Annotated in this window: 20 protein-coding genes; 17 read left to right on the forward strand and 3 right to left on the reverse strand. The window is 40.4% G+C overall.

What is annotated here, in order from left to right:
• Positions 1-5 precede the first annotated feature (5 nt).
• Both M1D52_RS11810 and M1D52_RS11815 read right to left on the reverse strand, forming a co-directional pair.
• The gene (locus M1D52_RS11810) at positions 6-1,880 is read right to left on the reverse strand and encodes a TonB-dependent receptor plug domain-containing protein (protein ID WP_437392644.1); all 1,875 of its coding nucleotides are present in this window, start codon (positions 1,878-1,880) and stop codon (positions 6-8) included.
• A gap of 122 nt (positions 1,881-2,002) precedes the next feature.
• Entirely contained in the window at positions 2,003-2,959 is a 957-nt protein-coding gene (locus M1D52_RS11815) for a zinc dependent phospholipase C family protein (RefSeq protein ID WP_242627171.1), read from the reverse strand.
• A gap of 105 nt (positions 2,960-3,064) precedes the next feature.
• Here M1D52_RS11815 and rpsT point away from each other — a divergent pair, with 105 nt between their 5' ends.
• A complete protein-coding gene (rpsT, locus tag M1D52_RS11820; protein WP_013667210.1) occupies positions 3,065-3,319 on the forward strand; it encodes a 30S ribosomal protein S20 in 255 nt (84 codons plus the stop codon).
• 52 nt (positions 3,320-3,371) lie between these two features.
• Here the strand turns inward: rpsT and M1D52_RS11825 are convergent, their stop codons facing one another.
• The gene (locus M1D52_RS11825; protein WP_437392645.1) at positions 3,372-4,238 is read right to left on the reverse strand and encodes a 3-keto-disaccharide hydrolase; all 867 of its coding nucleotides are present in this window, start codon (positions 4,236-4,238) and stop codon (positions 3,372-3,374) included.
• A 177-nt stretch (positions 4,239-4,415) separates the two neighbouring features.
• Between M1D52_RS11825 and radC the strand changes: the two genes are divergently transcribed.
• The 16 genes from radC to M1D52_RS11905 all read left to right on the forward strand — a co-directional run bounded on the left by radC (position 4,416) and on the right by M1D52_RS11905 (position 22,630).
• Complete coding sequence (gene radC, locus M1D52_RS11830) at positions 4,416-5,117, forward strand: RadC family protein (RefSeq protein ID WP_013667208.1); 702 nt, start codon at positions 4,416-4,418, stop codon at positions 5,115-5,117.
• 63 nt (positions 5,118-5,180) lie between these two features.
• On the forward strand, positions 5,181-5,399 hold the full coding sequence (locus M1D52_RS11835; protein WP_013667207.1) for a hypothetical protein: 219 nt from the start codon (positions 5,181-5,183) through the stop codon (positions 5,397-5,399).
• On the forward strand, positions 5,356-7,755 hold the full coding sequence (pheT, locus tag M1D52_RS11840) for a phenylalanine--tRNA ligase subunit beta (RefSeq protein ID WP_437392646.1): 2,400 nt from the start codon (positions 5,356-5,358) through the stop codon (positions 7,753-7,755). The genes M1D52_RS11835 and pheT overlap by 44 nt, the downstream gene beginning before the upstream one ends.
• 26 nt (positions 7,756-7,781) lie before the next feature.
• A complete protein-coding gene (locus M1D52_RS11845; RefSeq protein ID WP_437392647.1) occupies positions 7,782-8,090 on the forward strand; it encodes a hypothetical protein in 309 nt (102 codons plus the stop codon).
• Between the two features lie 36 nt (positions 8,091-8,126).
• Positions 8,127-8,417 carry a cell division protein ZapA gene (locus M1D52_RS11850; protein ID WP_041387595.1) on the forward strand — a complete coding sequence of 97 codons (291 nt, stop codon included), beginning with the start codon at positions 8,127-8,129 and terminating at the stop codon, positions 8,415-8,417.
• Between the two features lie 331 nt (positions 8,418-8,748).
• Positions 8,749-10,302, forward strand: coding sequence for a ribonuclease Y (gene rny / locus M1D52_RS11855; RefSeq protein WP_013667203.1), 1,554 nt, complete (start codon positions 8,749-8,751; stop codon positions 10,300-10,302).
• Positions 10,303-10,455: 153 nt separating this feature from the next.
• Positions 10,456-10,983, forward strand: a complete 528-nt coding sequence (locus tag M1D52_RS11860; protein ID WP_437392648.1) for an Mpo1 family 2-hydroxy fatty acid dioxygenase — start codon at positions 10,456-10,458, stop codon at positions 10,981-10,983.
• Between the two features lie 143 nt (positions 10,984-11,126).
• Entirely contained in the window at positions 11,127-12,119 is a 993-nt protein-coding gene (locus tag M1D52_RS11865) for a glycosyltransferase family protein (RefSeq protein WP_013667201.1), read from the forward strand.
• Entirely contained in the window at positions 12,116-13,450 is a 1,335-nt protein-coding gene (locus tag M1D52_RS11870; protein ID WP_437392649.1) for a GH1 family beta-glucosidase, read from the forward strand. The genes M1D52_RS11865 and M1D52_RS11870 overlap by 4 nt, the downstream gene beginning before the upstream one ends.
• A gap of 274 nt (positions 13,451-13,724) precedes the next feature.
• Positions 13,725-14,438: an FKBP-type peptidyl-prolyl cis-trans isomerase gene (locus tag M1D52_RS11875; protein WP_157622266.1), complete on the forward strand. Its 714-nt coding sequence runs from the start codon at positions 13,725-13,727 to the stop codon at positions 14,436-14,438.
• 5 nt (positions 14,439-14,443) lie between these two features.
• The gene (locus M1D52_RS11880; RefSeq protein WP_377608737.1) at positions 14,444-15,340 is read left to right on the forward strand and encodes an aldo/keto reductase; all 897 of its coding nucleotides are present in this window, start codon (positions 14,444-14,446) and stop codon (positions 15,338-15,340) included.
• Between the two features lie 29 nt (positions 15,341-15,369).
• Positions 15,370-16,227, forward strand: coding sequence for a sugar phosphate isomerase/epimerase family protein (locus M1D52_RS11885; RefSeq protein WP_437392650.1), 858 nt, complete (start codon positions 15,370-15,372; stop codon positions 16,225-16,227).
• A gap of 396 nt (positions 16,228-16,623) precedes the next feature.
• Complete coding sequence (locus M1D52_RS11890; RefSeq protein WP_437361014.1) at positions 16,624-17,541, forward strand: EamA family transporter; 918 nt, start codon at positions 16,624-16,626, stop codon at positions 17,539-17,541.
• Between the two features lie 238 nt (positions 17,542-17,779).
• Positions 17,780-17,914, forward strand: coding sequence for a hypothetical protein (locus M1D52_RS11895; protein WP_278045553.1), 135 nt, complete (start codon positions 17,780-17,782; stop codon positions 17,912-17,914).
• Between the two features lie 778 nt (positions 17,915-18,692).
• Entirely contained in the window at positions 18,693-21,443 is a 2,751-nt protein-coding gene (locus tag M1D52_RS11900) for a TonB-dependent receptor (protein WP_437392651.1), read from the forward strand.
• 38 nt (positions 21,444-21,481) lie between these two features.
• Complete coding sequence (locus M1D52_RS11905) at positions 21,482-22,630, forward strand: hypothetical protein (protein ID WP_437392652.1); 1,149 nt, start codon at positions 21,482-21,484, stop codon at positions 22,628-22,630.
• Positions 22,631-22,698: the final 68 nt, after the last annotated feature.

Here is a 22,698-nt window from a genome sequence, read left to right on the forward strand (position 1 = left end):
TAGATTTAGAAACTGCAATTAAATCCGAGATTAAACCACCGTCCCGGCAGCGGAATAGCTGATGCTTCAATATAGCTCGTATCGAATATATTATTGGCGTCTAAGAACAGTCTGTACTTCTTCCAGTTATAGCTCAGTTTTACATCTGTTAAAAAATAATTTTTATAACTTATCCGCTCAACAAAACGTTCTGATATACTGAATGATATAGGTGCTGATCTAAAGCTTAATTGCAGTGCTGCTTGATGCCTTAAACTCTCAATGGCGTATTTGGACATAACAGGATCCCGGTAAACTGCCTTTACCTTGGGATCTAGGTAATTATAGGCAAGACCGAGATACCAGTTACTATTAGCGAGGGTGCTCAATTGCCAATTGGCATTTACATTAAAACCCTGCACTTGATTTTGCATAAAATTGGAAGCACGCCAACTTTCATCGGTGTTAGCCCTCGTCCAATCAATAAAATCAGTTATTTTCCTGTAAAAATAACTGATGCTTACAAAACTACGCTCATTGTTATATTTTAATCCCCCTTCTGTATACCAAGCATTTTCGGAATTTAAATCGGGATTACCAACATTGCCTCCACCATTGGTGTAAAGATCGGTAAAAGAAGGAATTCGCTGTCCCGAACCCGTGTTGATATAGAGACGCCAATGAGGAGTTAATTTATAGCCCAAGTCTAAGCCAGGGTATACCTGCCAGCCGAAATGTGTGTTATAATTCAAATAGGCGCCGATATTAGCTGTTAATCGTTCCGAAAATTCAGTTTTATACTCGGCGTACAGGCCATAGTTATTTCGTTGTCGATCGCCCATATTCGTACTGATGAGAAATTCATTTCGCAACTCTATGCCTAATCCTAATACACCCCTTCCTGTGCCATAGGTAGCATTGAACTCTGTGTTAACTACATGAGAATGGTGTAAATTTCTGAACAAGCTTAAATTATACTGGTTGTAACGATAGTCGTCATAATTATATCGATAACTCAGTCGCGGTGAAAACTTCCATCGATTTAAAGTGCTGCTGGTAAACCCAAGCGAAAAAAGGGCGGTTTGTACAACCTCCTTTGCTTCTTTGTCATTTGGCGGAGCGTAGAAAGCATTGGCTCCAAAATTATTATAGGTATAGCCTCCCATGAGATTCCACAGTCCCTCATGATGGTTTTTTATCTTTCCTTGATAAAAAATCTTGCTGTTATTGTAGGGCGTATTATAACGATATCCATTTCCGGAATTATGACTTCCATATACGAGATGCGTCGCAGTACTACCTGCGAATCCGGTGCCCAATTGGATAGTGCGTCCGTTATAAAGGCCGCTGCCTTCTTCCTTGCTTTTTAAACTGGAAGCGAGTTGGACAGTTCCCTCGTAGAAATCGTTATCAGGTGTTCGGGTGACGATGTTAATGGCTCCGGTTAAACTATTTATACCATAGACACGAGCCGCTGGCCCACGGATAACTTCCACTCGTTCTATGGCTCCGATAGGAATTGGGATATTCATGGAATGGTGTGCGGTTTGTGGATCATTTACTTTAATACCATTGATCAAAATCATCGTTTGCTCGAAAGTACCCCCATCAATACTGATATCCGCTTGTGCACCCCATGGACCTCGCTGTCGAACATCCACACCAGGTATAAAGCTGAGCAACTCACTAACCGAACGCGCAGGTAAATTTTTTATTTGCTCTTTCGTTAGGATATTGATATTTCTGTTTTGTTCCGAAAAAGGTGTCTGAAGGCGATTTTCATTAATAATCACTTCATTTAGTGAAGTAGTCACGGTATCCGTGTCAATAGATGATAGGGGCGATTGTGCTAATAGGGCCTTTGTAAAGAGGCAAAAGACTATAAACGTAAAAACTCTCATGACAGCTAGGTGTTTTTAAAAGTGCTTCTTCTGGTTTCTCATAGTAGAAACCGGTGCAAATTAAACAGCTATTACGTTAGGTCAGGTAGTCCGGTTTTAATATTAGAGGTAGTCCGGATTACTTATTGCCATTCTTCCCTGCCAAAGGCTTTACCATTAGGGGGGATGCTATCTTTTTCGGGATTAACCAGGTGGCGGCTATCAATTTTTAAAAGATTTTCCAGATCGGGCTGCCCGGCATCGATCCATGCCGAATACCAGAAACTGCCGGTAGCTAAGATTGATTTCCTCATCTGTCTTTCTACCATTCCGCCCAATGATCGATGATAAGCTGTTGAGTAAGAACGGGAATAGACCCTTTCCAATGTACGTAGTCGGTTTTCATAGGTGTATTTTTTTTCCTTGGGATGCCGATCGTTAAGCGTAGATTCCAAAGTCAACACGCTGTCGACGAGTAAAAAACTTTGCTGGACGATTCTCCAAGCCTCATCTAGCGGATCTGCAACATACCGGGCACGGCCGACAATAAAATTATATTGATGAGCAAACAATTCAGGAAGACGGCTTTCCCAGAACGCGTGGATTCCGACTTGATTGGTCAATTGACCATTGTAATTGTGCGTCGTATGAAGTGGAACATGTGCGTCGGCAATATAGTGCCCCAAGTCAGCAGAATATCGTAGAATCTTCGATAGTTCACCATCGCTAAAGGCTTTTGTTAAAAGACGGTAGGTTCGATCGATCTGCCAAGGCACAATACCATGGCTGTTGAGTGTATCCTCGCCGTACTTTGAGACGGCTTCCGACCAATGCTTCGGTAAACTATCAAATGGATGGCTTCCATAAGCATCGATGTCAATATAGTGTCGGGCCGCCTCGTATTCATTGGCATATCTTCTTTTGTCAGCATCCACCGCGTGTTCACTTAAATACAACAGATGTTTTTTGTAAAAAGGAGCCAATTGGCTTGGTAAGGTGAAAACGGCTAAGCGATTGATCTCTCTGTGGGCATAAAAGCCCCAAGAACTTAAGAAAAATATGGTTGTACAGGCTAATAAAAATGTCAGGATACGATTCATAAGCAAGATTCGTTTCAAACTCTTTTTAAAACTTTTTTGTAATATCCAAATCTTAATTCTATATTTGCAGTCCGAAAAAAAACATTAAGGATTAAAGGCTAAAAAATGGCAAACCATAAATCTTCAATTAAAAGAATTAGAGCTAACGCTGCGAAGCGTTTAAGAAATCGTTACCAAGCAAAAACAACGCGTAACGCTATTAAGAAATTACGTGCGACAACTTCGAAAGAAGAAGCTGCTACTTTATTACCTCGTGTAATATCAATGCTAGATCGTTTAGCAAAGAAAAACGTGATTCATAAAAACAAAGCATCTAACAATAAGTCTAAATTGACGAAGTTCGTTAACGGTTTAGCTTAAGATATATAGTTTAAGATTTTTGGGGTTGGGATTTTTTCCACAACCCCTTTTATTATTTGGTGTCCCTTTCACGAATTTCCTTCAATATACCATCCAACTTTTTTGGATCTTTAGCATAAGGATCTAAATCAATAATAGCAACTTTTCTAAATTCTATTGGATGGCTTTCGCTTTGCAGGGAAAAATATCCGCTGCTCAGCAATTTCCCATCTTGTTTCACTTTAGGGTCGTAATTGCTAACGCCACCACCATTTATCGTCGGCTTGGTATAAACCATTACGGTATCACGATTGATGATATGTTTGATAATGGAATCACCGAGCACTAGCACATCCGCAGTAACCCATTGATCACCGGCATAGGTCTTTGAATTAGAGTTCAAACAATGAGGCGTATATTGCTCATTTTTATAAACGACCTCGGTACCCGGCGTGCATAAATTTCCGGTGCTTCTTTCTTCTTTTCCATTCCCGCCAAGAAGTTGTGCTTCAAGAGAAATCGGAAAGTCTTGATCTTTTAACATAGTATGAGGTTCCTGCCCATGAAGCATAATACCGCTGTTTCTCCAGGCCCAACCTTCACCGCCTTTTGCTTGCTCACCAACAAATCGATATTCAACTCTTAACAAATAATAAGAATACGGTTTATTATAAAAAATATGTCCGTACTGTTGGTCGAACTGATCATATCCTTCGTAGCCTACCTTGATAACGCCATTTTCCACCCGAAACGTGTTAGCATAATTTTCGCCAACCTCATGTTTGGCAATCTTTACCGTCCAATCATCAAGGTTTTTTCCGTTGAATAAATCAACCCAAGACGGTGTTTCCATTTTTGCTTCTTTCGATTGAATGTGTTGACAAGCCGATAGCGTTCCGCCGATCAATGCGCACATTCCTAGCTGTAGTAATTTGTTCATTGCTTATAATTGCGTAAATTAAGGCCTAAAATAGTAAACTTAGATGAATTTGCTGCTATAAGATTTGGGTTTTAGCTATCGGGAGGAGGAGAGAGGATTTCCAACCGAAATTTACTATCTTAGTCCTATAAATTTCACTGAACCTGAAAATCTTTTTTAAACCTTAGAATTAAAATTATGCAGGAAACCTACACCAAAAGAATGCGTTTAAAACAATGGGCAGAACAAGACAGACCAAGAGAAAAGTTATTATTAAATGGCCGTCGTTTACTCAGTGACGCTGAACTGATAGCCATTTTAATAGGCAGCGGATCAAAAGAGGAAACCGCTGTTGAGCTCAGTAAGCGTATTTTAAGTGATGTGGAAAACAACCTGAGTGACTTAGCGCGATTAACCCTTGCAGATTTATGCAATTATAAGGGAATAGGAGAGGCGAAAGCTATTGCCATCATTGCTGCTTTGGAGCTGGGACGACGGAGAAAAGAGAATGCCTCGGTACTAAAGCCTCAAATTGAGAGTAGCGAAGATGCCTATCAGGTGTTGCAATCGGTTTATGCTGATCTATCTCATGAGGAATTCTGGATTCTGTTATTAAATACAAATAATAGGGTAATTGCAAAGGAATTAATAAGCAAAGGTGGGAGCGGTGTGGTGGCTGTTGATGCCAAGGGTGTGTTTCAAGCGGTATTGCAGGCAAAGGCAACGGGTTTGATCTTAAGCCATAACCATCCTTCCGGCTCGCTGAGGCCAAGCATGGCAGACAAACAGCTGACGAAGAAAATTGTTGAGGGAGGGAAACTGCTTGACGTTAGGGTACTGGATCATCTCATCATTTCCGATGAAGGCTATTACAGCTTTTTAGATCATGGGGATATCTAGTAACCGAATTCAAGTTAATATTCGTGATCTATCTTATCTCAAAGTACGATAAAAATAAAAAATATGCTAAGTTTGCAACAATTTTTAGCGTTGCAACCGGTGGGACGATTAACAGGTAGCCTGTTTATTGCAGCCTCCGTATTGAGTCTGGATTTAATAAACTTTTATTGGCGATATTTATTTAATCTGTCACCCAAGCAACGTCGAAATAAAAAAGCAAAGAAAACAGACTATTTCCATGAAGATATCGTACAACTGGCTCAAACAATTTATATCTACTGATAAAAACCCGAACGAACTTTCACAAATATTAACAGATATTGGTTTAGAAGTTGAAGGTGTTGAAGAAATCCAGGGCATTCCTGGGGGTTTGACAGGTTTAGTGATCGGAGAGGTGAAAACTTGCCAGCAACACCCAAATGCTGATAGACTGCGTATTACTACGGTCGATGTCGGGGAAGCTTCTTTATTACACATTGTCTGCGGGGCCCCAAATGTCGCTGCCGGCCAGAAAGTAGTAGTAGCAACCGTTGGTACAACGGTTTACCCATTGGAGGGTGAACCTTTTAAAATCAATAAATCGAAAATAAGGGGAGAAGTTTCCGAAGGGATGATCTGCGCGGAGGATGAAATAGGTTTGGGCAAATCGCACGAAGGAATTATGGTATTGCCCGCTGACGCACCCGTTGGAAGTTTGGCTAAAGATTTTTTCGGCGTAAAAGACGATTATTGCTTCGAAATCGGGCTGACGCCGAATCGTGCTGATGCCGCCTCTCATTTAGGGGTTGCTAGGGATGTAGCGGCTGTTTTGAGACAGGAAGTAAAGTTGCCGGATATTAGCTCCTTCAAAGCGGGATCGGGTCGTTTGATGCCTGTCACTGTGGATAACACCAATGCTTGTAAGCGTTATTCTTCCCTGAGTATTAGTGGCGTAAAAGTTGCCGACTCACCTGAGTGGTTACAGGAAAAACTAAGGGCAATTGGCTTAAGACCCATTAATAATATTGTTGACGTCACCAATTATGTCCTTCACGAGCTAGGGCAACCACTGCATGCATTTGATGCAGATAAGGTAGCAGGTAGTCACATTATCGTTCGCAACGCGAAAGAAGGCGAGGCTTTTGTTACATTAGACGAGGTAGAACGTAAGCTATCTGCGGAAGATCTTATGATTTGTGACGAGGAGAAGCCCCTATGCATTGCTGGCGTATTTGGCGGACTAAATTCAGGTGTTACCGGAACGACTATGAATGTGTTTTTGGAAAGCGCCTATTTTGATGCCGTTTCTATTAGAAAGTCGTCAAAGCGACATAACTTGAAAACAGATGCTTCCTTCCGATTTGAACGTGGTACAGATCCCGATATGACCGTTTATGCGCTTAAACGGGCTGCGTTGCTAATGGTGGAAGTCGCAGGTGGAGAAATATCTTCTGAGATATCAGATATTTATCCTGCTCCGGTAAAACCTTTTGTTTTTGAGGTCAATCCGGACAACGTTCGACGTTTGATCGGTAAAAATATCACTGACGAAAATATTGTTGATATTTTACAGGCATTACAAATACAGGTAGCAAGCAAAGACGCAGGCGTTTTGACGGTTTATGTTCCACCCTATAAAGTTGATGTGACGCGGGAGGTTGATATTACCGAAGAAGTTTTGCGCATTTACGGTTATAATAATATCGAGATGAAGCAGCAAATCAAGGCTTCATTGAATACTTCTGCAAAACCGGACAAAGAAGTGATTCAGAACCTTGTTGCGGATACTTTAATAGCCAATGGATTTATTGAGATTTTATCCAACTCGCTTACTAAACTAGCCTATGCCGATAATGAAGAGACAGTGGTTAAGATACTAAATCCCTTAAGCAGTGATTTGGACGTCATGCGACAAAACTTGCTCTTTTCCGCATTAGAAGCTGTTGCATATAATCAAAAGCGAAAAAATCCCGATTTGAAATTGTTTGAGTTCGGGAAGACTTATCATATGGTAGACGGCGTTTACGAAGAAGAACAGCAATTAAGTTTAACCATTACGGGCGCTCAACATACCCAGCAATGGAACCAACAGTCGCAGCCCGTTTCTTTTTACGATATAAAAGCAGCAGTTGATGCCTTAGTGAAGCGTCTTAACATTCGCGATCTCAAAACGGAAGACTTGGAGCGCGCGCATTTTTCATATGGTCTACAATATGTTAAAGGACAAAAGACCTTAGTGAAATTTGGCGCAGTTTCTACAAAGGCTTTAAAAAAAGCCGATGTGAACGGCACGGTATATTATGCGGTATTCAATTGGGAATTACTATTAAAGGCCATCCGTAAAAATAAAATCACCTATAAGGAAGTAGCCAAATTCCCTGCGGTAAGAAGAGATTTATCGCTATTGATTGATCAGCAAGTAACCTTCGACGCTTTAAAGAATATAGCCGAACGAACCGAACGTAAACTTCTCAAATCAGTAGGTGTTTTTGATGTTTATGTAGGTGACAAGTTGCCGGCGGGAAAGAAGTCCTACGCTTTGAGCTTTGAGTTGCAAGACGAGGAAAAAACCTTAACAGATAAACAAATTGATTCGGTGATACAAAAATTAATACTTAACTTTGAAAAAGAAGTAGGTGCAGAAATTAGAAAGGGATAGAGGCTAACTAAAAATGCTAAATAGAGATGTCAACAGTTTCAGCGCAATTAGATAATGTCGTAGAGAAAACAGCAAAACTGATTGAATTATGTTTATCTTTACAAGAAGAAAACGACATGCTTAAATTGGAGAATCAATCCATTAAAGTAGCATTTGAAGCGTCCAAAGACAAAAATAAGGATCTGGAGGAGAAACTGAAGGCGCTAACTGTTGCCCGTTCTTTGGAAGGCGCACTGGTAGAAAAGGAAGTCATTAATGAAAAAACACTTGACATCAAGCAAAAAATTAACGATTTTGTGCGAGAAATAGATAAATGTATTGAGTTACTAAAATAGAGTAACCCAAATTATATAGTGAATCAAGCTCATTCTATGGGAGATATTTCCATAAAAATAAATATTGCAGACAGGATATATCCTTTACGGATAGAGATGGAAGAAGAAGAGATTATCCGTCATGCAGCGAAATTAATTAACGACCGTATAAAAGATCTACAGGAGAATTATGCGGTAAGAGATAAGCAAGATCTGCTTTCGATGGCTGTATTGCATTATGCTACAGCAGCCTTAAAGGCAGAAAAAAAGGTGAGAGAAGAGGATACAAGCGTATCCGATAAAGTTTACCAATTAGATCAATTGCTATCGGAGTTTTTTAAAGATTGATTCGTTCTTTTGAAATATAGAGCTATAAGATTTAACCGCAGTTAATTCGGGTTTCACTATTTTTAAACTTAACACTTCAATATAAAGAAGCGTAAATAGACATACTCCATTTTGCTTTCGCCACCTGGAGATAGTTAGTACGCTAAACCTGTATATAGAAGTTTAAAATAATTGGAACCTATTTTTAACTGCGGTTTTTTTTTTGCGTAAACCTTCCTGACCTTATGGGAAAGGTGTTGGTTTTGCACGATGATTAAGCAATCACGGTTCTAGAAACGGGGATAGTATGATCCCCCGGTTCTATTATCAACTAAATATATATATAAACAACATGGAAATAGTAATTTATGTGTTATTAGGTTTGGCTATTGGCGTATTGATCGGACGCTTTTTACTCCGTAGCTTACTTAAGAAGCAAGAAATTGCAGCACAGAATAAGGTTAAACGTATCTTAAAAGAGGCGGAACAAGAGGCGGAGATGCTGAAGAAAAATCGTTTATTGGAAGCAAAAGAAAAGTTTCTTCATTTAAAGGCCGAACACGAGCGCGAAGTTAACCAAAAAAATAATGCGATCAATCAGAAGGAGAACTCGCTTCGCCAAAAAGAACAATCACTTAATTCCAAATTAGAGCAAGTTAATCGGGAAAAGCAAGAGCTTGATAACGTTAAGAAAAATCTGGAACGTCAGATTGAGCTGAACAACAAAAAACAGGATGAGGTGGAGCATTTGAAAATGCAGCACATTAAGCAGTTAGAAACAATTGCGGGTTTATCGGCGGAAGAAGCGAAAGAACAACTGGTAAATAACCTAAGAGAAGAGGCACGGTCGAAAGCAATGATCCAGATAAAAGACATTGTAGATGAGGCCAAACTCACTGCCAGTAAAGAAGCAAAAAAGGTGGTCATTCAAACTATACAGCGTACGGCTACCGAAAGCGCTATCGAAAATACGGTTTCCATCTTTAACATAGAAAATGATGAAATCAAAGGACGCGTTATCGGTCGTGAAGGACGTAATATCCGTGCATTGGAAGCAGCTACTGGCGTAGAGATCATCGTTGACGACACGCCTGAGGCGATTATCTTGTCCGGGTTTGATCCGGTAAGAAGAGAGATTGCGCGGCTTGCTTTGCACCGATTGGTTACAGATGGACGTATTCACCCCGCCCGCATTGAAGAAGTTGTAGCGAAAACCAAAAAGCAGATAGAAGATGAAATTGTAGAGATTGGCGAACGTACTGTTATTGATTTGGGCATCCATGGTTTACATCCTGAGTTGATCCGGATGGTTGGCAGAATGCGTTATCGTTCCTCGTATGGGCAAAACTTGTTGCAGCACTCGCGCGAAGTGGCTAATTTTTGTGCAACCATGGCGGCTGAATTGGGATTAAACGTAAAACTCGCAAAACGTGCCGGCTTATTGCATGATATCGGTAAAGTGCCTGACGATAATCCTGAATTACCTCATGCGATTTTAGGTATGCAATTGGCCGAGAAATACAAAGAACACCCTGAAGTTTGCAATGCTATCGGAGCTCACCACGATGAAATTGAAATGACTTCGCTTATTTCTCCAATCGTACAAGCATGTGACGCGATCTCCGGTGCTAGGCCTGGAGCGAGGAGAGAAGTTGTTGAAAGTTATATCAAGCGTTTAAAGGAGTTGGAAGAGCTAGCACTTTCTTATCCAGGCGTGGAAAAAACGTTTGCGATACAAGCCGGTAGGGAATTGCGTGTGGTGGTAGAAAGTGAAAAAGTTACTGATGCCCAGGCAGAAATATTAGCGGCAGATATATCCAATCGTATACAAACCGAAATGACATATCCCGGGCAGATTAAGGTTACGGTTATCCGCGAAACCCGATCAGTGGCCTTTGCAAAATAAATAATACAAGGAGGTTGTTTAAAAAGGCCTTTTCTTGACATTTTTTCGATTGCTTGCTCATCGCTGGTAGGCAATCGAAATAAGTTGAGATATGAGTACACGGTCGAATGAACATCGGGAAAGCTTTTAGGCATCCTCTAAATTCTTACTCTTATGTCAAAACAGCTTAAGTCGGCGAAGCAGATACAGACAAAGAAACGCCCTATTGATCGTTATTTTGAGCAATATGCTGAACACCACCAACATTCAAGCAACAAACTGATTCATTGGATCTGTGTTCCACTTATAACCTTTAGTATTTCCGGGCTTATCTGGTTCATCCCTTTTCCACATCTTGAATTCTTAGGGCGTTATAATGGTTTTATTAACTGGTTTACCATCGCAATGGCACTGGTGGTTTACTACTATCTCCGTTTAGCTCCTACGTTATCTTATGCGATGCTTTTTAGCTTTGGGGTTTTCAGCTATATTATCGTACAACTGGAGTATTGGGAAAAAGCAGGAGGGCCTGCACCCTGGTTGATATGCCTGATCATTTTTGTTATAGCCTGGATCGGACAATTTATAGGTCACAAAATTGAAGGTAAGAAACCCTCGTTTTTGACAGATATCAAGTTTCTTTTAATCGGTCCGGTTTGGTTATGGCATTTTATTTTCAAAAGGCTAGGAATACCGTATTAAGGTTTAAGGTCTTAGGTATTAGCTGTTAGGTCTTCAATCCTAACAACCAATAACCGGTAACCAACAACAAACAAACAATTTTGGTTACAAATAATTAACTTTAACCTAACCAAAAGATTAAGTATAGTACTTATCATTATCAAATGAAGATATTGTATGCTGTACAGGGAACAGGTAACGGACATTTAAGCCGGGCGATGGATGTGATCCCTTGTTTAAAAAAACGGGCAGAGGTAGACATTCTCGTGAGCGGTATCCAAGCCGATTTAGATTTGCCTTTTGAGGTCAAATATCGTAAGCACGGGCTTAGCTTTATCTTTGGAAAAGCAGGCGGTGTCGACCTCTGGCGAACTTTTATGAGTAATAAAGTTCGAGATATCGTAAAAGAGGTAAATGAAACGCCTGTTGAGGATTATGATCTCGTGATTAACGATTTTGAGCCCGTAACTGCCTGGGCTTGTCATTTACGCGAGCATCCTTGCATCGGCATGAGTCATCAATCAGCTGTTTTGGATTCCAAATCGCCAAAGCCTGAAGAAGTGGACATGATGGGTAAGTTTATTTTAAAGCATTATGCCCCGGTAGATGTAAGTTACGGTTTCCATTTTCAACCTTACAGTCCCTCTATATTTACACCGGTTATCAGAAAGCAAATCAGGGAGCAGGAAATCAGTGATAAGGGGCACTATACGGTGTACCTACCGGCCTATGATGACGCACGTCTATTAAAAAGCCTGCTACGCTTTGATCAAGTTCAATGGGACGTGTTCTCTAAGCATAATCGAGTGCCCTTTTCACTCAAGAATGTGAACGTTCAGCCTATTAATAATCAGAAATTTGTGGAAAGTATGGCCTCTTGCCATGGTATTTTATGCGGGGCGGGCTTTGAGACGCCTGCTGAAGCGCTTTTTTTGGGTAAGAAGTTAATGGTTGTTCCGATGAAAAATCAATATGAGCAACATTTAAATGCGGCGGCGTTAATGCAAATGGGCGTACCGGTTATCAAAAATCTCAAATCAAAGAATGATGAAGCTATTGAGCGCTGGATAAATACCGATCAGGGGGTAAAAGTTAGTTACCCCGACAATACACAAGAAATTGTAGATAAGATTTTAGCCACGCATCTCCATATATGAATCGCAGCTTATTTGGTGAAGAGTTTATCTGGGGCGTATCTACGGCCGCTTATCAGATAGAAGGGGGGCATAATGCTGACGGGAAAGGCCCATCCATATGGGATGTTTTTAGTAAAAAGAAAGGAAAAATCAGAAACGGGCATCATGCGGAAGTTGCGTGCGATTTTTACAATCGGTATGAAGACGATATTTTACTAATGAAACAGCTGAATATCCCGCATTTTCGCTTTTCCATTGCTTGGACACGTATACTGCCGGAAGGTGTGGGAGAAATTAATCGCGAGGGTATCAACTTTTATAACCGGGTCATTGATACGTGTATCCAACATGGAATTACACCTTGGGTAACCTTATATCATTGGGATCTTCCGCAAGCACTGGAAAACAAAGGTGGCTGGACCAGCCGTTCCATTTTAGAATGGTTTGAGACCTATGTCCGTTTATGTGTTGATTCTTTTGGCGATCGTGTAAAGCATTGGATGGTTATGAACGAGCCGGTTGCCTTCGTTGGTGCGGGCTATTTTTTCGGAAAGCACGCGCCGGGACGGTGGGGCCTCCGTTATTTCCTTCCGGCGGTGCACCATGCTACCCTTAGCATGGCCCGAGGGGCCAAAATTATAAAAGAGCGTTATCCTACGGCAATGGTAGGCACTACTTTTTCACATTCGGTGCTCGAGCCCATATCCCTTAAGACGAGACATATCCATGCACTTAGAAGGGCAGATGCAATTATGAATCGCCTTTTTTTAGAACCTATCTTAGGGATGGGATATCCCATCGACGCTGTCAAAGCACTTAAAAATTTAAAGAAATATATACTTCCAGGCGACGAAGAGAATATCGGTTTTAATTTCGATTTTATAGGACTTCAAACTTATACACGAGAGGTTATCCAATTTTCAATGCTGATGCCTTATGTGTGGGCTAACATTGTTGAACCTCGCAAAAGGGGGGTAAAACACACGACGGCGATGGATTGGGAAATTTACCCGCCGTCTATCTATGAGGCACTTAAGCGGTTCCAGAGCTATCCTAACATGCCTCCCATCATTATTACCGAAAATGGAGCAGCATTTAAAGACGAGGTGATCGGTGATCGTGTCTATGATGCGGAACGGACAAAATATTTACAAGATCACATTCAGCAGGTCTTGCGCTCTAAAGTGGAGGGAGTAGATGTGCGTGGCTATTTTGTATGGACCTTTACCGATAATTTTGAATGGGCGGAAGGATACCATCCGCGCTTCGGTCTGGTGCATGTCGACTTTGAAACGCAAAAACGTATCGTTAAAGAAAGCGGGAAATGGTATGGAGAGTGGTTAAGTCGTTGATTTGTTAAGTAGGGTCTTAAGTGATGAATGTTGAATGTTGAATGTTGAATGATGAATAATGAATGATGAATTTTTGCGTAGAGTAGAATAGTTCATGCCTATAGCTTAATATAGACATAGGATGTAAGACAGGAAGTGTTGATACTTGATACCTCCTAAGACATAGGAAGGGAAGAAAACGCGCAACCCACAACTCGCAACTTAAAACTACTCCCTTAACTATTTTCCCACTAACTATTTCCCCACTCAACTAATTTTTTTATGTTTGCCTATCATGATCAAACCATTAATTATCGCGGGTCTTGTAGCTGTGTCGGCACTTCCTACATTCGCGCAGCAAAAAACGAAACAAAAAATAATACCCAAGCAAAATAAAGTTACACCCATGTTCGAAAGTAAAATCGACTCAGCTTCTTATGCCTTTGGTTTAAGTATGGCAAGAGATTTAAAGAAGAGAGGATTGAAAAATCTAAACGGAAAATTAGTAGCACAGGCTATCGAGGACTATTTTTCAGAGAGTCCTATCCGTATAAAAGAAGAAGATGAATATAAGGCTATCAGCGACGTGTTAACAGCGGCAGCAGAAGATTTAAAGAAAGAGCAAACAGCTGCGGGTGATTCCTTCTTAGCACAAAACAAAACGAAAGCAGGGGTTCATACTACAACGAGTGGTTTGCAATATGAAATTATTCGGGACGCTGTCGGACCGAAACCATTGGCGACAGATTCCGTTACCGTAAACTATAAGGGTGCACTTTTAAGTGGAAAAGTATTTGATAGCTCTTACGATCGGGGCGAACCGATTTCATTTCAATTAAATCGCGTTATTCAGGGATGGCAGGAAGGCTTGCAGCTAATGCCTGTTGGGTCGCACTATCGCTTCTATATACCCTATCAATTAGGATATGGAGAGCGCGGCGCCGGAAACGATATTCCTCCATTTAGCGTTTTGGTATTTGATGTTGAGCTGCTTAAAATAGGAGGCTAGTATTCATGAATGCGCTTGGAAAATCCGATTTAAAAGTTAGCGAAATCAGCTTTGGCTGTATGTCCTTAGGAGAAAACCAATCGCATGCAAGTCACTTATTACGTAAAGCTTTTGACAATGGCATTAACTTTTTCGATACAGCCGATCTCTACGATAAAGGGATGAACGAAACCTATGTTGGCGAAGCGCTGAAATCGGTCAGAAAAGAGATTGTTCTTGCCACAAAAGTTGGAAATCAATGGCGACCAGATGGAAATGGCTGGGAGTGGAATCCTTCGAAAGAGTACATTCTCAAAGCGGTAGAGCAAAGCCTTCGACGTTTGCAGACGGACTATATCGATCTGTACCAGCTTCATGGCGGTACCATAGAAGATCCAATAGATGAGACGATTGAGGCCTTCGAACTATTGAAGCAACAGGGTAAAATTAGGTGGTATGGAATTTCATCGATTCGACCAAATGTCATTCGCGAATATATTAAGCGATCTAGTATTGTGTCGGTGATGATGCAATACAGTCTGTTGGATCATCGTCCGGAAGAGGAGATACTGAAGTTGTTAGCTGATCACCATATTAGTGTAATCAGTAGAGGAGCTTTGGCTCAAGGAAGATTGCTTGGAAAGAAAGAAGGAGATTATTTGCAATTCAGTTCGAGTGAGGTACTCAAAGCCGCTAAAGCCATTCATAAACTAGCCGGAAAGTTGGATACATCGGATACTGCTGTGGCATTAGCCTATGTACTCGAAAATCGGGCAGTAGCTTCGGCCGTAACAGGCTTTCGTACAGAAGAGCAGTTGGATCAAGGGTTAAGCATTTTGAAAAACCGGCCGAAACTATCACCTGATGAACTGCAGGTGTTAAGAACGCAAGTCCGAAGCTTTACCTACGATAGCCATAGATAGAATAAACCCACAAACCAAATAAAATCAAGATGAACTATAAACAACATGTATGGAGTAGCCTGATTGCTATCGTAGCAATCGTTTTTACAACAAGCGTTTTAAAAGCGCAAGATAGGCCGGAAGAAAAATTAGGTTGGAAATTAGGCGCCCAGGCCTATAGTTTTAACCGATTTACTTTCGCCGAGGCAATTGCTAAAGTAGATAGCTGTAAATTGAAGTATATTGAAGCTTACCCGGGTCAAACTATTGGTGGTGGGATAGAAGGTAAAATGGATTTTGCCATGACCAAAGAAAAAAGAGCACAGGTTTTGCAACTGTTGAAAGACAAAGGAATTACCTTGGTTGCTTTCGGTGTTGTAAGCGCCGATTCGCCGGAAGCTTGGCGTCAACTTTTTGAGTTTGCCAAAGCCATGGGTATTAAAAACATCAATACTGAGCCTAAGCAAGAAGATCTTCCTTTAATCGGAAAGTTGGCTACTGAGTTTAAAATCAAAGTATCCATTCACAACCATCCGAATCCAACCCACTACTGGAGCCCTGAAATTGTGTTAAATGCTATCCAACTGGCAAACAGTAAATATGTAGGCGCTTGTGCCGATATTGGCCACTGGGTACGTTCCGGTTTAGATCCCATAGAATGTCTACAAAAGTATAAGGGACATATCAACCATTTACATTTTAAAGATTTGAACGAAAAATCGAGAAATGCACATGATGTACACTGGGGTACCGGCGTTGGTAACATAAAAGGGGTGATGCAAGAATTAAAAAACCAAAAGTTTAAAGGGATGCTTTCAGCGGAATACGAATACAATTGGTTAGCCAATTCTGCAGATATCGCGGCTAGTGCTGAAAACTTCCGCAAATTAGTGAAAGACTTAGAGTAGGATAAGTTTAAGCTATACGTTGTAAGTTATACCGTATAGAATGGAGCCATTGCACACCGCAGTGGCTTTTTTATTTACAAATCAACGTAAAATTTTTTTTGAAGCTACCGTGTCACAGCAAGGCGGGGCTTTCGTTTATTTATTACAAACATTTCCATTGATTTTAAATACATCAAGAATTTATTATATTCGCCTTAATTATCATATATTTTTATGAATAAACAATTTTCCTCAAATACGCCCCCTCCGGTAGCCTAAAGGCTAAATAACCGGATTTATCATTTTCATGTTCTCACTTTTTCAGTGAGGGGATATTGTTTACATTTTCATGTGACCATTCAAGGTTGTTTGGCCTCTAAGCAGGTATTAACGTAATTATTTTCTAACAATCTTGAAATGACAAATTTAAAATACATCATAATGGTCTTAATGGGAGGCATCATGTATGGTACGATGTCCTCGTTCGTAAAGTTATTCTATTCACGCGGGTACCATGCCGCTGAACTATCCTTTTCACAAGCATTCTTGGCAGCAGTATTTCTCGGGACAGCTCAATTCCTTGCCCGTAAGGGAAAAGTACGCCTCGCACGGAATGAATTTATATCTCTTTTAGCAACAGGCGGAGCGATTGGTCTCACCAATTATTTATACTATCAGTCCGTAAGCTATATTTCCGCATCACTTGCTATCGTAATTCTTATGCAGTTTACATGGTTCAGTCTATTACTGGATTGGGCTGTGTTCGGTAAAAAACCAAATAAGTCGGAATTGCTGACGGTTGTTTTCATTCTTATCGGCACGGTTATGGCCGCAAACCTTTTCGGAGAAGATGTCCAATCCCTCTCGTGGATCGGTATTGCCTTGGCACTTTGTTCATCGTTGACCTATGCCATCTATATCGTTGCGAATAGTAGGGTTGGCCACGCGGTGGGTTGGTTGCCTAAAAGCATGGTAATCATGACGGGTTCTGCCCTGACTATTTTTATCATCAATGTAAAAACCATTTTGGTGGGAAGCTATTTCAGCTATGAATTTGCAATGATAGCAGTTTTTCTTGCCATCATCGGAACGACCATTCCCACGGCGCTTTTTGCAACCGCTATTCCAAAGGTCGGGGCAGGCATCAGCTCCATACTAATGACGATCGAGCTTCCCGTTGCCGTCCTTTGCGCAAGCATCGTTCTGAATGAACAACTAGGGTTCGTGCAGATTGTAGGCATACTTGTGATGCTGGCAGCAATATCGACAATGAATTATTATAAATCACTAAAAAACAAAAAAGAAAAACAATTAGGTTCTGCATTGTCTCCATAATTTCAGCATTACATGTACCTGGTTTAGCCTTTTATCTATTTTTAGTATGCTTCTACGGAATTGATTTGGGACGCGGTTGCAAGCACTTAGATCCGACCTTGAGCCGTGCTCCATCCGTGTCCCATTCGCCCTATATCCCAGTGATATCCTTATATGGTACGTAAAAAGGCCCAAAACACGGCTTTTTAAGCAATACCTATCGGACTCCTATCGAACTAGGCTATAGATGCGATCAAGCATGAACAAAGATCGTGTAAAGCAGTTTGGGCCCCTCGCTTGTACCTCTTTTGGAGATGGCTTCGGTGGTTCGATTCACCTTGGTCGGAGCTCAATGGGGACTCGTGGCGAGATCCTTGGGGAAACACTCCATTAAGTGCGCCTTCAGCCCCGCTCAAGTTAGCTCGCTGGGGAGAGGATGGGGAGGGGCGAGGGAGTAACTAGATAGCTTTTCAGATCTTATCTTCGAGAGGTGCTTAAATAGTATCTACGACGTTCTGTCTTATGCCTGATGATTCATCGAATCCACGTGGTAATCCCTTTTTATTCCATTCAATTACCCCTTAACTCCGTACCAAATTCGTAAGTTTATTAGGTATTGTTCAGGTTTTACCAGATTTTAGTCAGGTTTATCTGATAAAAAGCTGATAGGATCTGGTAAATATCTGATGAAATCTCGAATTTGGCACGAATTTAACCTGAAGTTGGTTATGCTTTTTAGACTTTGGCATGCTAGGCAGCGCAGCTTCAGGCAGTGTATATGTGCTTAGTCTTACATTTAAATACAAGTAGATAGCTGTCTCCGTTATCTTTTTTGAACTGTTGATGATTTATAACATCACTTCGAGGGGGTGTTTTTTATGAACGAACACGAAATGATCCATTTACGAGTTCCGAAATCATGAAGATTTTATTTAAGTTATTTTTATAGTCTCGAATTGCGGAAGCAATATTATAAAGAGGTTATGGAAGTGTTAAGCGTTATATAAAATGCTGATTTTATGCTTAATATTCCAATGACAAGGTATGTCTAACAATTCAATCCTTGTTTAGTCTTAACACTATATTAACAATAGATATATATAAGAATAATATGAACTTAACATTCTGTTTACCTGTTCTTGCGTCCTTTGTAGCGGAATATTACAAGTTACATGAAAGTCAAGACCCTAATCTTTTTAACTCTATTATTTAGCGGTTCAATTACTTTTGCTCAACAAAAGGGAATCGTTAGTGGTGTTGTGGTAGATGCTTCATTAAATAATGAAACCATGCCCGCGGTGTCCGTCGCCGTGCAAGGTACCAAGTTGGGTGCCAATACAGATATCGATGGAAAATTCAAGTTAGAACTTAATCCTGGAACTCATATCCTCGTGTTTAGTTATGTAGGTTACCAAACTTTACGGGATACAGTCACTGTAAAAGCCGGAAACAACGTTAATCTTAATGTAGCCATGGCCTCCGATGCGCAGATGCTCGATGATGTGGTGATTGTTGGTGAAGTAAGGAAGGATACTGAATCGGCTTTGTTAAGAAAACAGATGAACTCGGCGGTCATTACACAAAGCATTGGCTCACAGGAAATGAGCCGAAAAGGTATTAGTAACGCGGCTGTCGCTATTACGAAAGTAACTGGTATTGCCAAGCAAGAAGGAACCAGTGGCGTATTTGTACGTGGTTTAGGAGATCGTTACAATAATACCTTGTTAAACGGTTTGCCGCTGCCATCGAATGAGCCAACAAGTAAAAATATCTCACTAGATCTATTTGGAACGGATGTTATTCAATCAATTGGCATTAGCAAAATTTATACAGCAGATGATTATGGTGATGTCGGTGGCGCTACTGTTAATATATTATCTAAGGAGCATATTGGCCCAACTGAACTAAGTGTAGGGATTGGTGGCGGTATTAATACTGGAGCGTTCCAATCTGATTTTAAACGTGCAGACGGTTTAAATAGGTTTGGATTTTACAATATAAAAACTCCGAACACAATTCAAGAATATACTTTTGACAATCGCTGGACTCCAAAAACAATCAATAAGCCTTTTGGTTACGACTTTTCTTTAAGTGGTGGAACTAGTTTTGCAGTAGGAAAAGAAGGTCGAATAAATTTGTTCGCGACAGCGTCGCAAAGTAGCGATTTTAGTTTTAGAGAAGGATCAGAGAAAATCGTTGGAGAAACTAGAGCGAATGTTATTGCTGATTATTTTGATATAAAGAAGTATGGTTATCATACTAATACAACAGGTATGCTTAACCTGGCATATCGATTAAATCCGAAACATTTGATTAAATGGAATAGTATCTTTATAAACGGGTCTTCCAGCTCCGTGAATGAGTATCTTTTTCTTGATGGCCAAGGGGCAACAAGTAATACATTTACGCGACAAACACTTACGCAGCAAAATAAACTTTTCTTGAACCAACTATTAGGAGAACACCAGTTCAATGAGCGGTTGAATTTGGATTGGGGTGCTTCCTATGGTAAAGTTGACGCGGATATGCCAGATCGTATCACAAATGAAATTACTGAAAATAATGCAGGGGACGGTTTCATTTACAGCGGTGCAGCATCCAGTGCTAATAACCGATTCTATCAATACATTAATGAAAAAGAATGGGCTGGAAGGGCTGCGTTGTCATATAAGGTGTTGAATGATGGGCAAGGTGATTACAACGGTAAATTGACTTTAGGTTACACGGGAAGGGCTAAAAAACGAGATTTTGAAGCTACCCAATTTAATATGCGCGTTAATTCAAGCAATATTGCTGCGGATCCTAGCAATATTGATGCCTTTATTAACCCAAATAATTTTTCTCGTGACGCCGTGAACGGTACTTTTACCATAACCACAGCAAGAGGAATAAGCTTGGCTCCTTGGGTGTATGATGTTGATCTTCAGTTGCACGGGGGATATTTAAATTTTGAGCACAATCCAAACAATAGGTTGACCTATACCTTAGGTCTTAGAGCTGATAAAATACTGCAAAAAATGACTTGGGATGTGAACATTCCGACGCCGAGTGTCGATTTTGACGACGCAAAGATTGATAAGCTTTTCATACTACCTGAAGCAACATTAAAATATGCGTTAACTGATAATCAAAATTTGCGGGTTGCGGCGAGCAAGTCTTATACGCTCCCTCAATTTTTGGAAAAGGCTCCTTTCGGTTATGAGGATGTTACGATGTTTACGAGAGGGAATCCAAATTTGAAACCCGCAGACAACTACAATTTGGATTTGAAATGGGAGAAATTTCCAACTATTAATGAAGTTTTGGCTGTTGGCGTATTTGGAAAATATATATCTAATCCAATCAGTCAATTACGCATAAACGGTGCTGATCCTAACACTATATCTTTTGTAAACGCAGGTGATTATGCTTATGTGGCTGGTATTGAGTTGGAAGCTCGCAAAAGTATCACTGAAAACCTTTCTGGTGGAATCAATTTAACATACATGTATTCCTATCAGAAACTTGATGCTGAAAAGGTATTAGAAGAAACTAATAATAATATCAGCGTAAACTTTAATACAGATCATGATCGTTTACAAGGAGCTTCTCCATTTTTAGCAAATGCAGATTTTACCTACAAAGGGGAATGGAGTGGATTTAAACCCACTATTTCCCTTGTTGGAAATTATTTCTATGACCGCATATTCTCTTTAGGCAATCGGGCAAAGGGAAATATCGTAGAAAAAGGATATCCTATCATAAATTTTGTGGCAGGCGCGGAAATAGGATCTAGATGGGAGGCGACTTTAAAAGTTAACAACTTGACCAATAGTCGTATTAAAATGGAACAAGAAAATAGTGATGGTCCTATCAATGTATACTCGTATAAACGCGGATTGGATTTAGGAATCGGAGTGAAATACAAATTGATCAAAAAATAAAATAGCAAATAATAAATCATTCATTTAAAATTCTCATTATGAAAAAATTATTCTTAGGTATGTTAGTTATATCTGCAATGTTTGCAGGATGTAGTAGCGATGACGATAATAATCCGACACCAGATGGTGAAATCACATTTGATGATGGTATTATTAGCGGAAACATTGATAGAAATGCCCGTGTTGAAGGCGGCAAAGAATATACCTTGCGGGGAGCCGTTTATGTCAAAGATGGTGCTACTTTGACTATAGAACCAGGTGCTATCATCAAAGCGGAGTACAATGAAAATTCAAGTACTGCTTTTCTTGCCGTTGAAATGGGTGGAAAAATAATGGCTGAAGGAACGGAAAGTAGCCCTATTATTTTCAGATCTGGAGCTGCTCAACCTGCTGCTGGCCAATGGGGTGGACTTGTAATATGTGGCAGAGGTATTACAAATGCTGGCACAAACGTAGAAGCTGAAGTGACAGGTTTAAAATATGGTGGAACTAACGCGGCCGATAATTCCGGTGTTCTTTCACACATAATTATTGAGCATTCAGGAAACATCATTACCGGAGAGAAAGAATTTAACGGATTAACTTTATATGCAGTTGGTTCTGGTACTAAGGTAAGTGACATTTTCATTAATCAAGTTGCTGATGACGGAGTGGAATGGTTCGGTGGATCTGTGAATGTTAATAACCTTATGGTTCTAGGCGCCCAAGACGATTCGTTTGACTGGACAGACGGATGGGTAGGTACTGCTACCAATCTATATGCAGACCAGTCATTGGCGACCAATGCATCGAGCGATAGTAGAGGAATTGAGGCTAATAATTCAGGAGATAATGCAACAATAGAACCATTATCGAATCCTACCATTCAGAATCTGACCTTAATCGGAAGAAATAGTGCATCTGTTACTAGTGAAGCAGGTATTATGCTTCGTGTTGGAACCCATGCTTCTTTTGATAATGTTTATTTAAAAGATTTTGCATCTGGTGCTGGAATAAATACAAATGGAACCGAAGCAATAGCGTTCTTTACAGCTAATCCTTTAAAAAGGGTTAGATTTGACAATATTCCAACTAAGTCAACAACTGCTGGAACGTTCGAGGAAGATGTTAATGCTACAGGCGCTGGTAACGGGGCTGCTCGTCCAGATTGGTCAACTTGGGCTAATGCACATGTATCAGGAAACTAATCTATAGTCAAAACATAAATGCTTTAAAGCGGCTATCTAATAGGATAGCCGCTTTTTTGTTATCTATA

It is taken from the genome of Olivibacter sp. SA151, assembly GCF_054130995.1.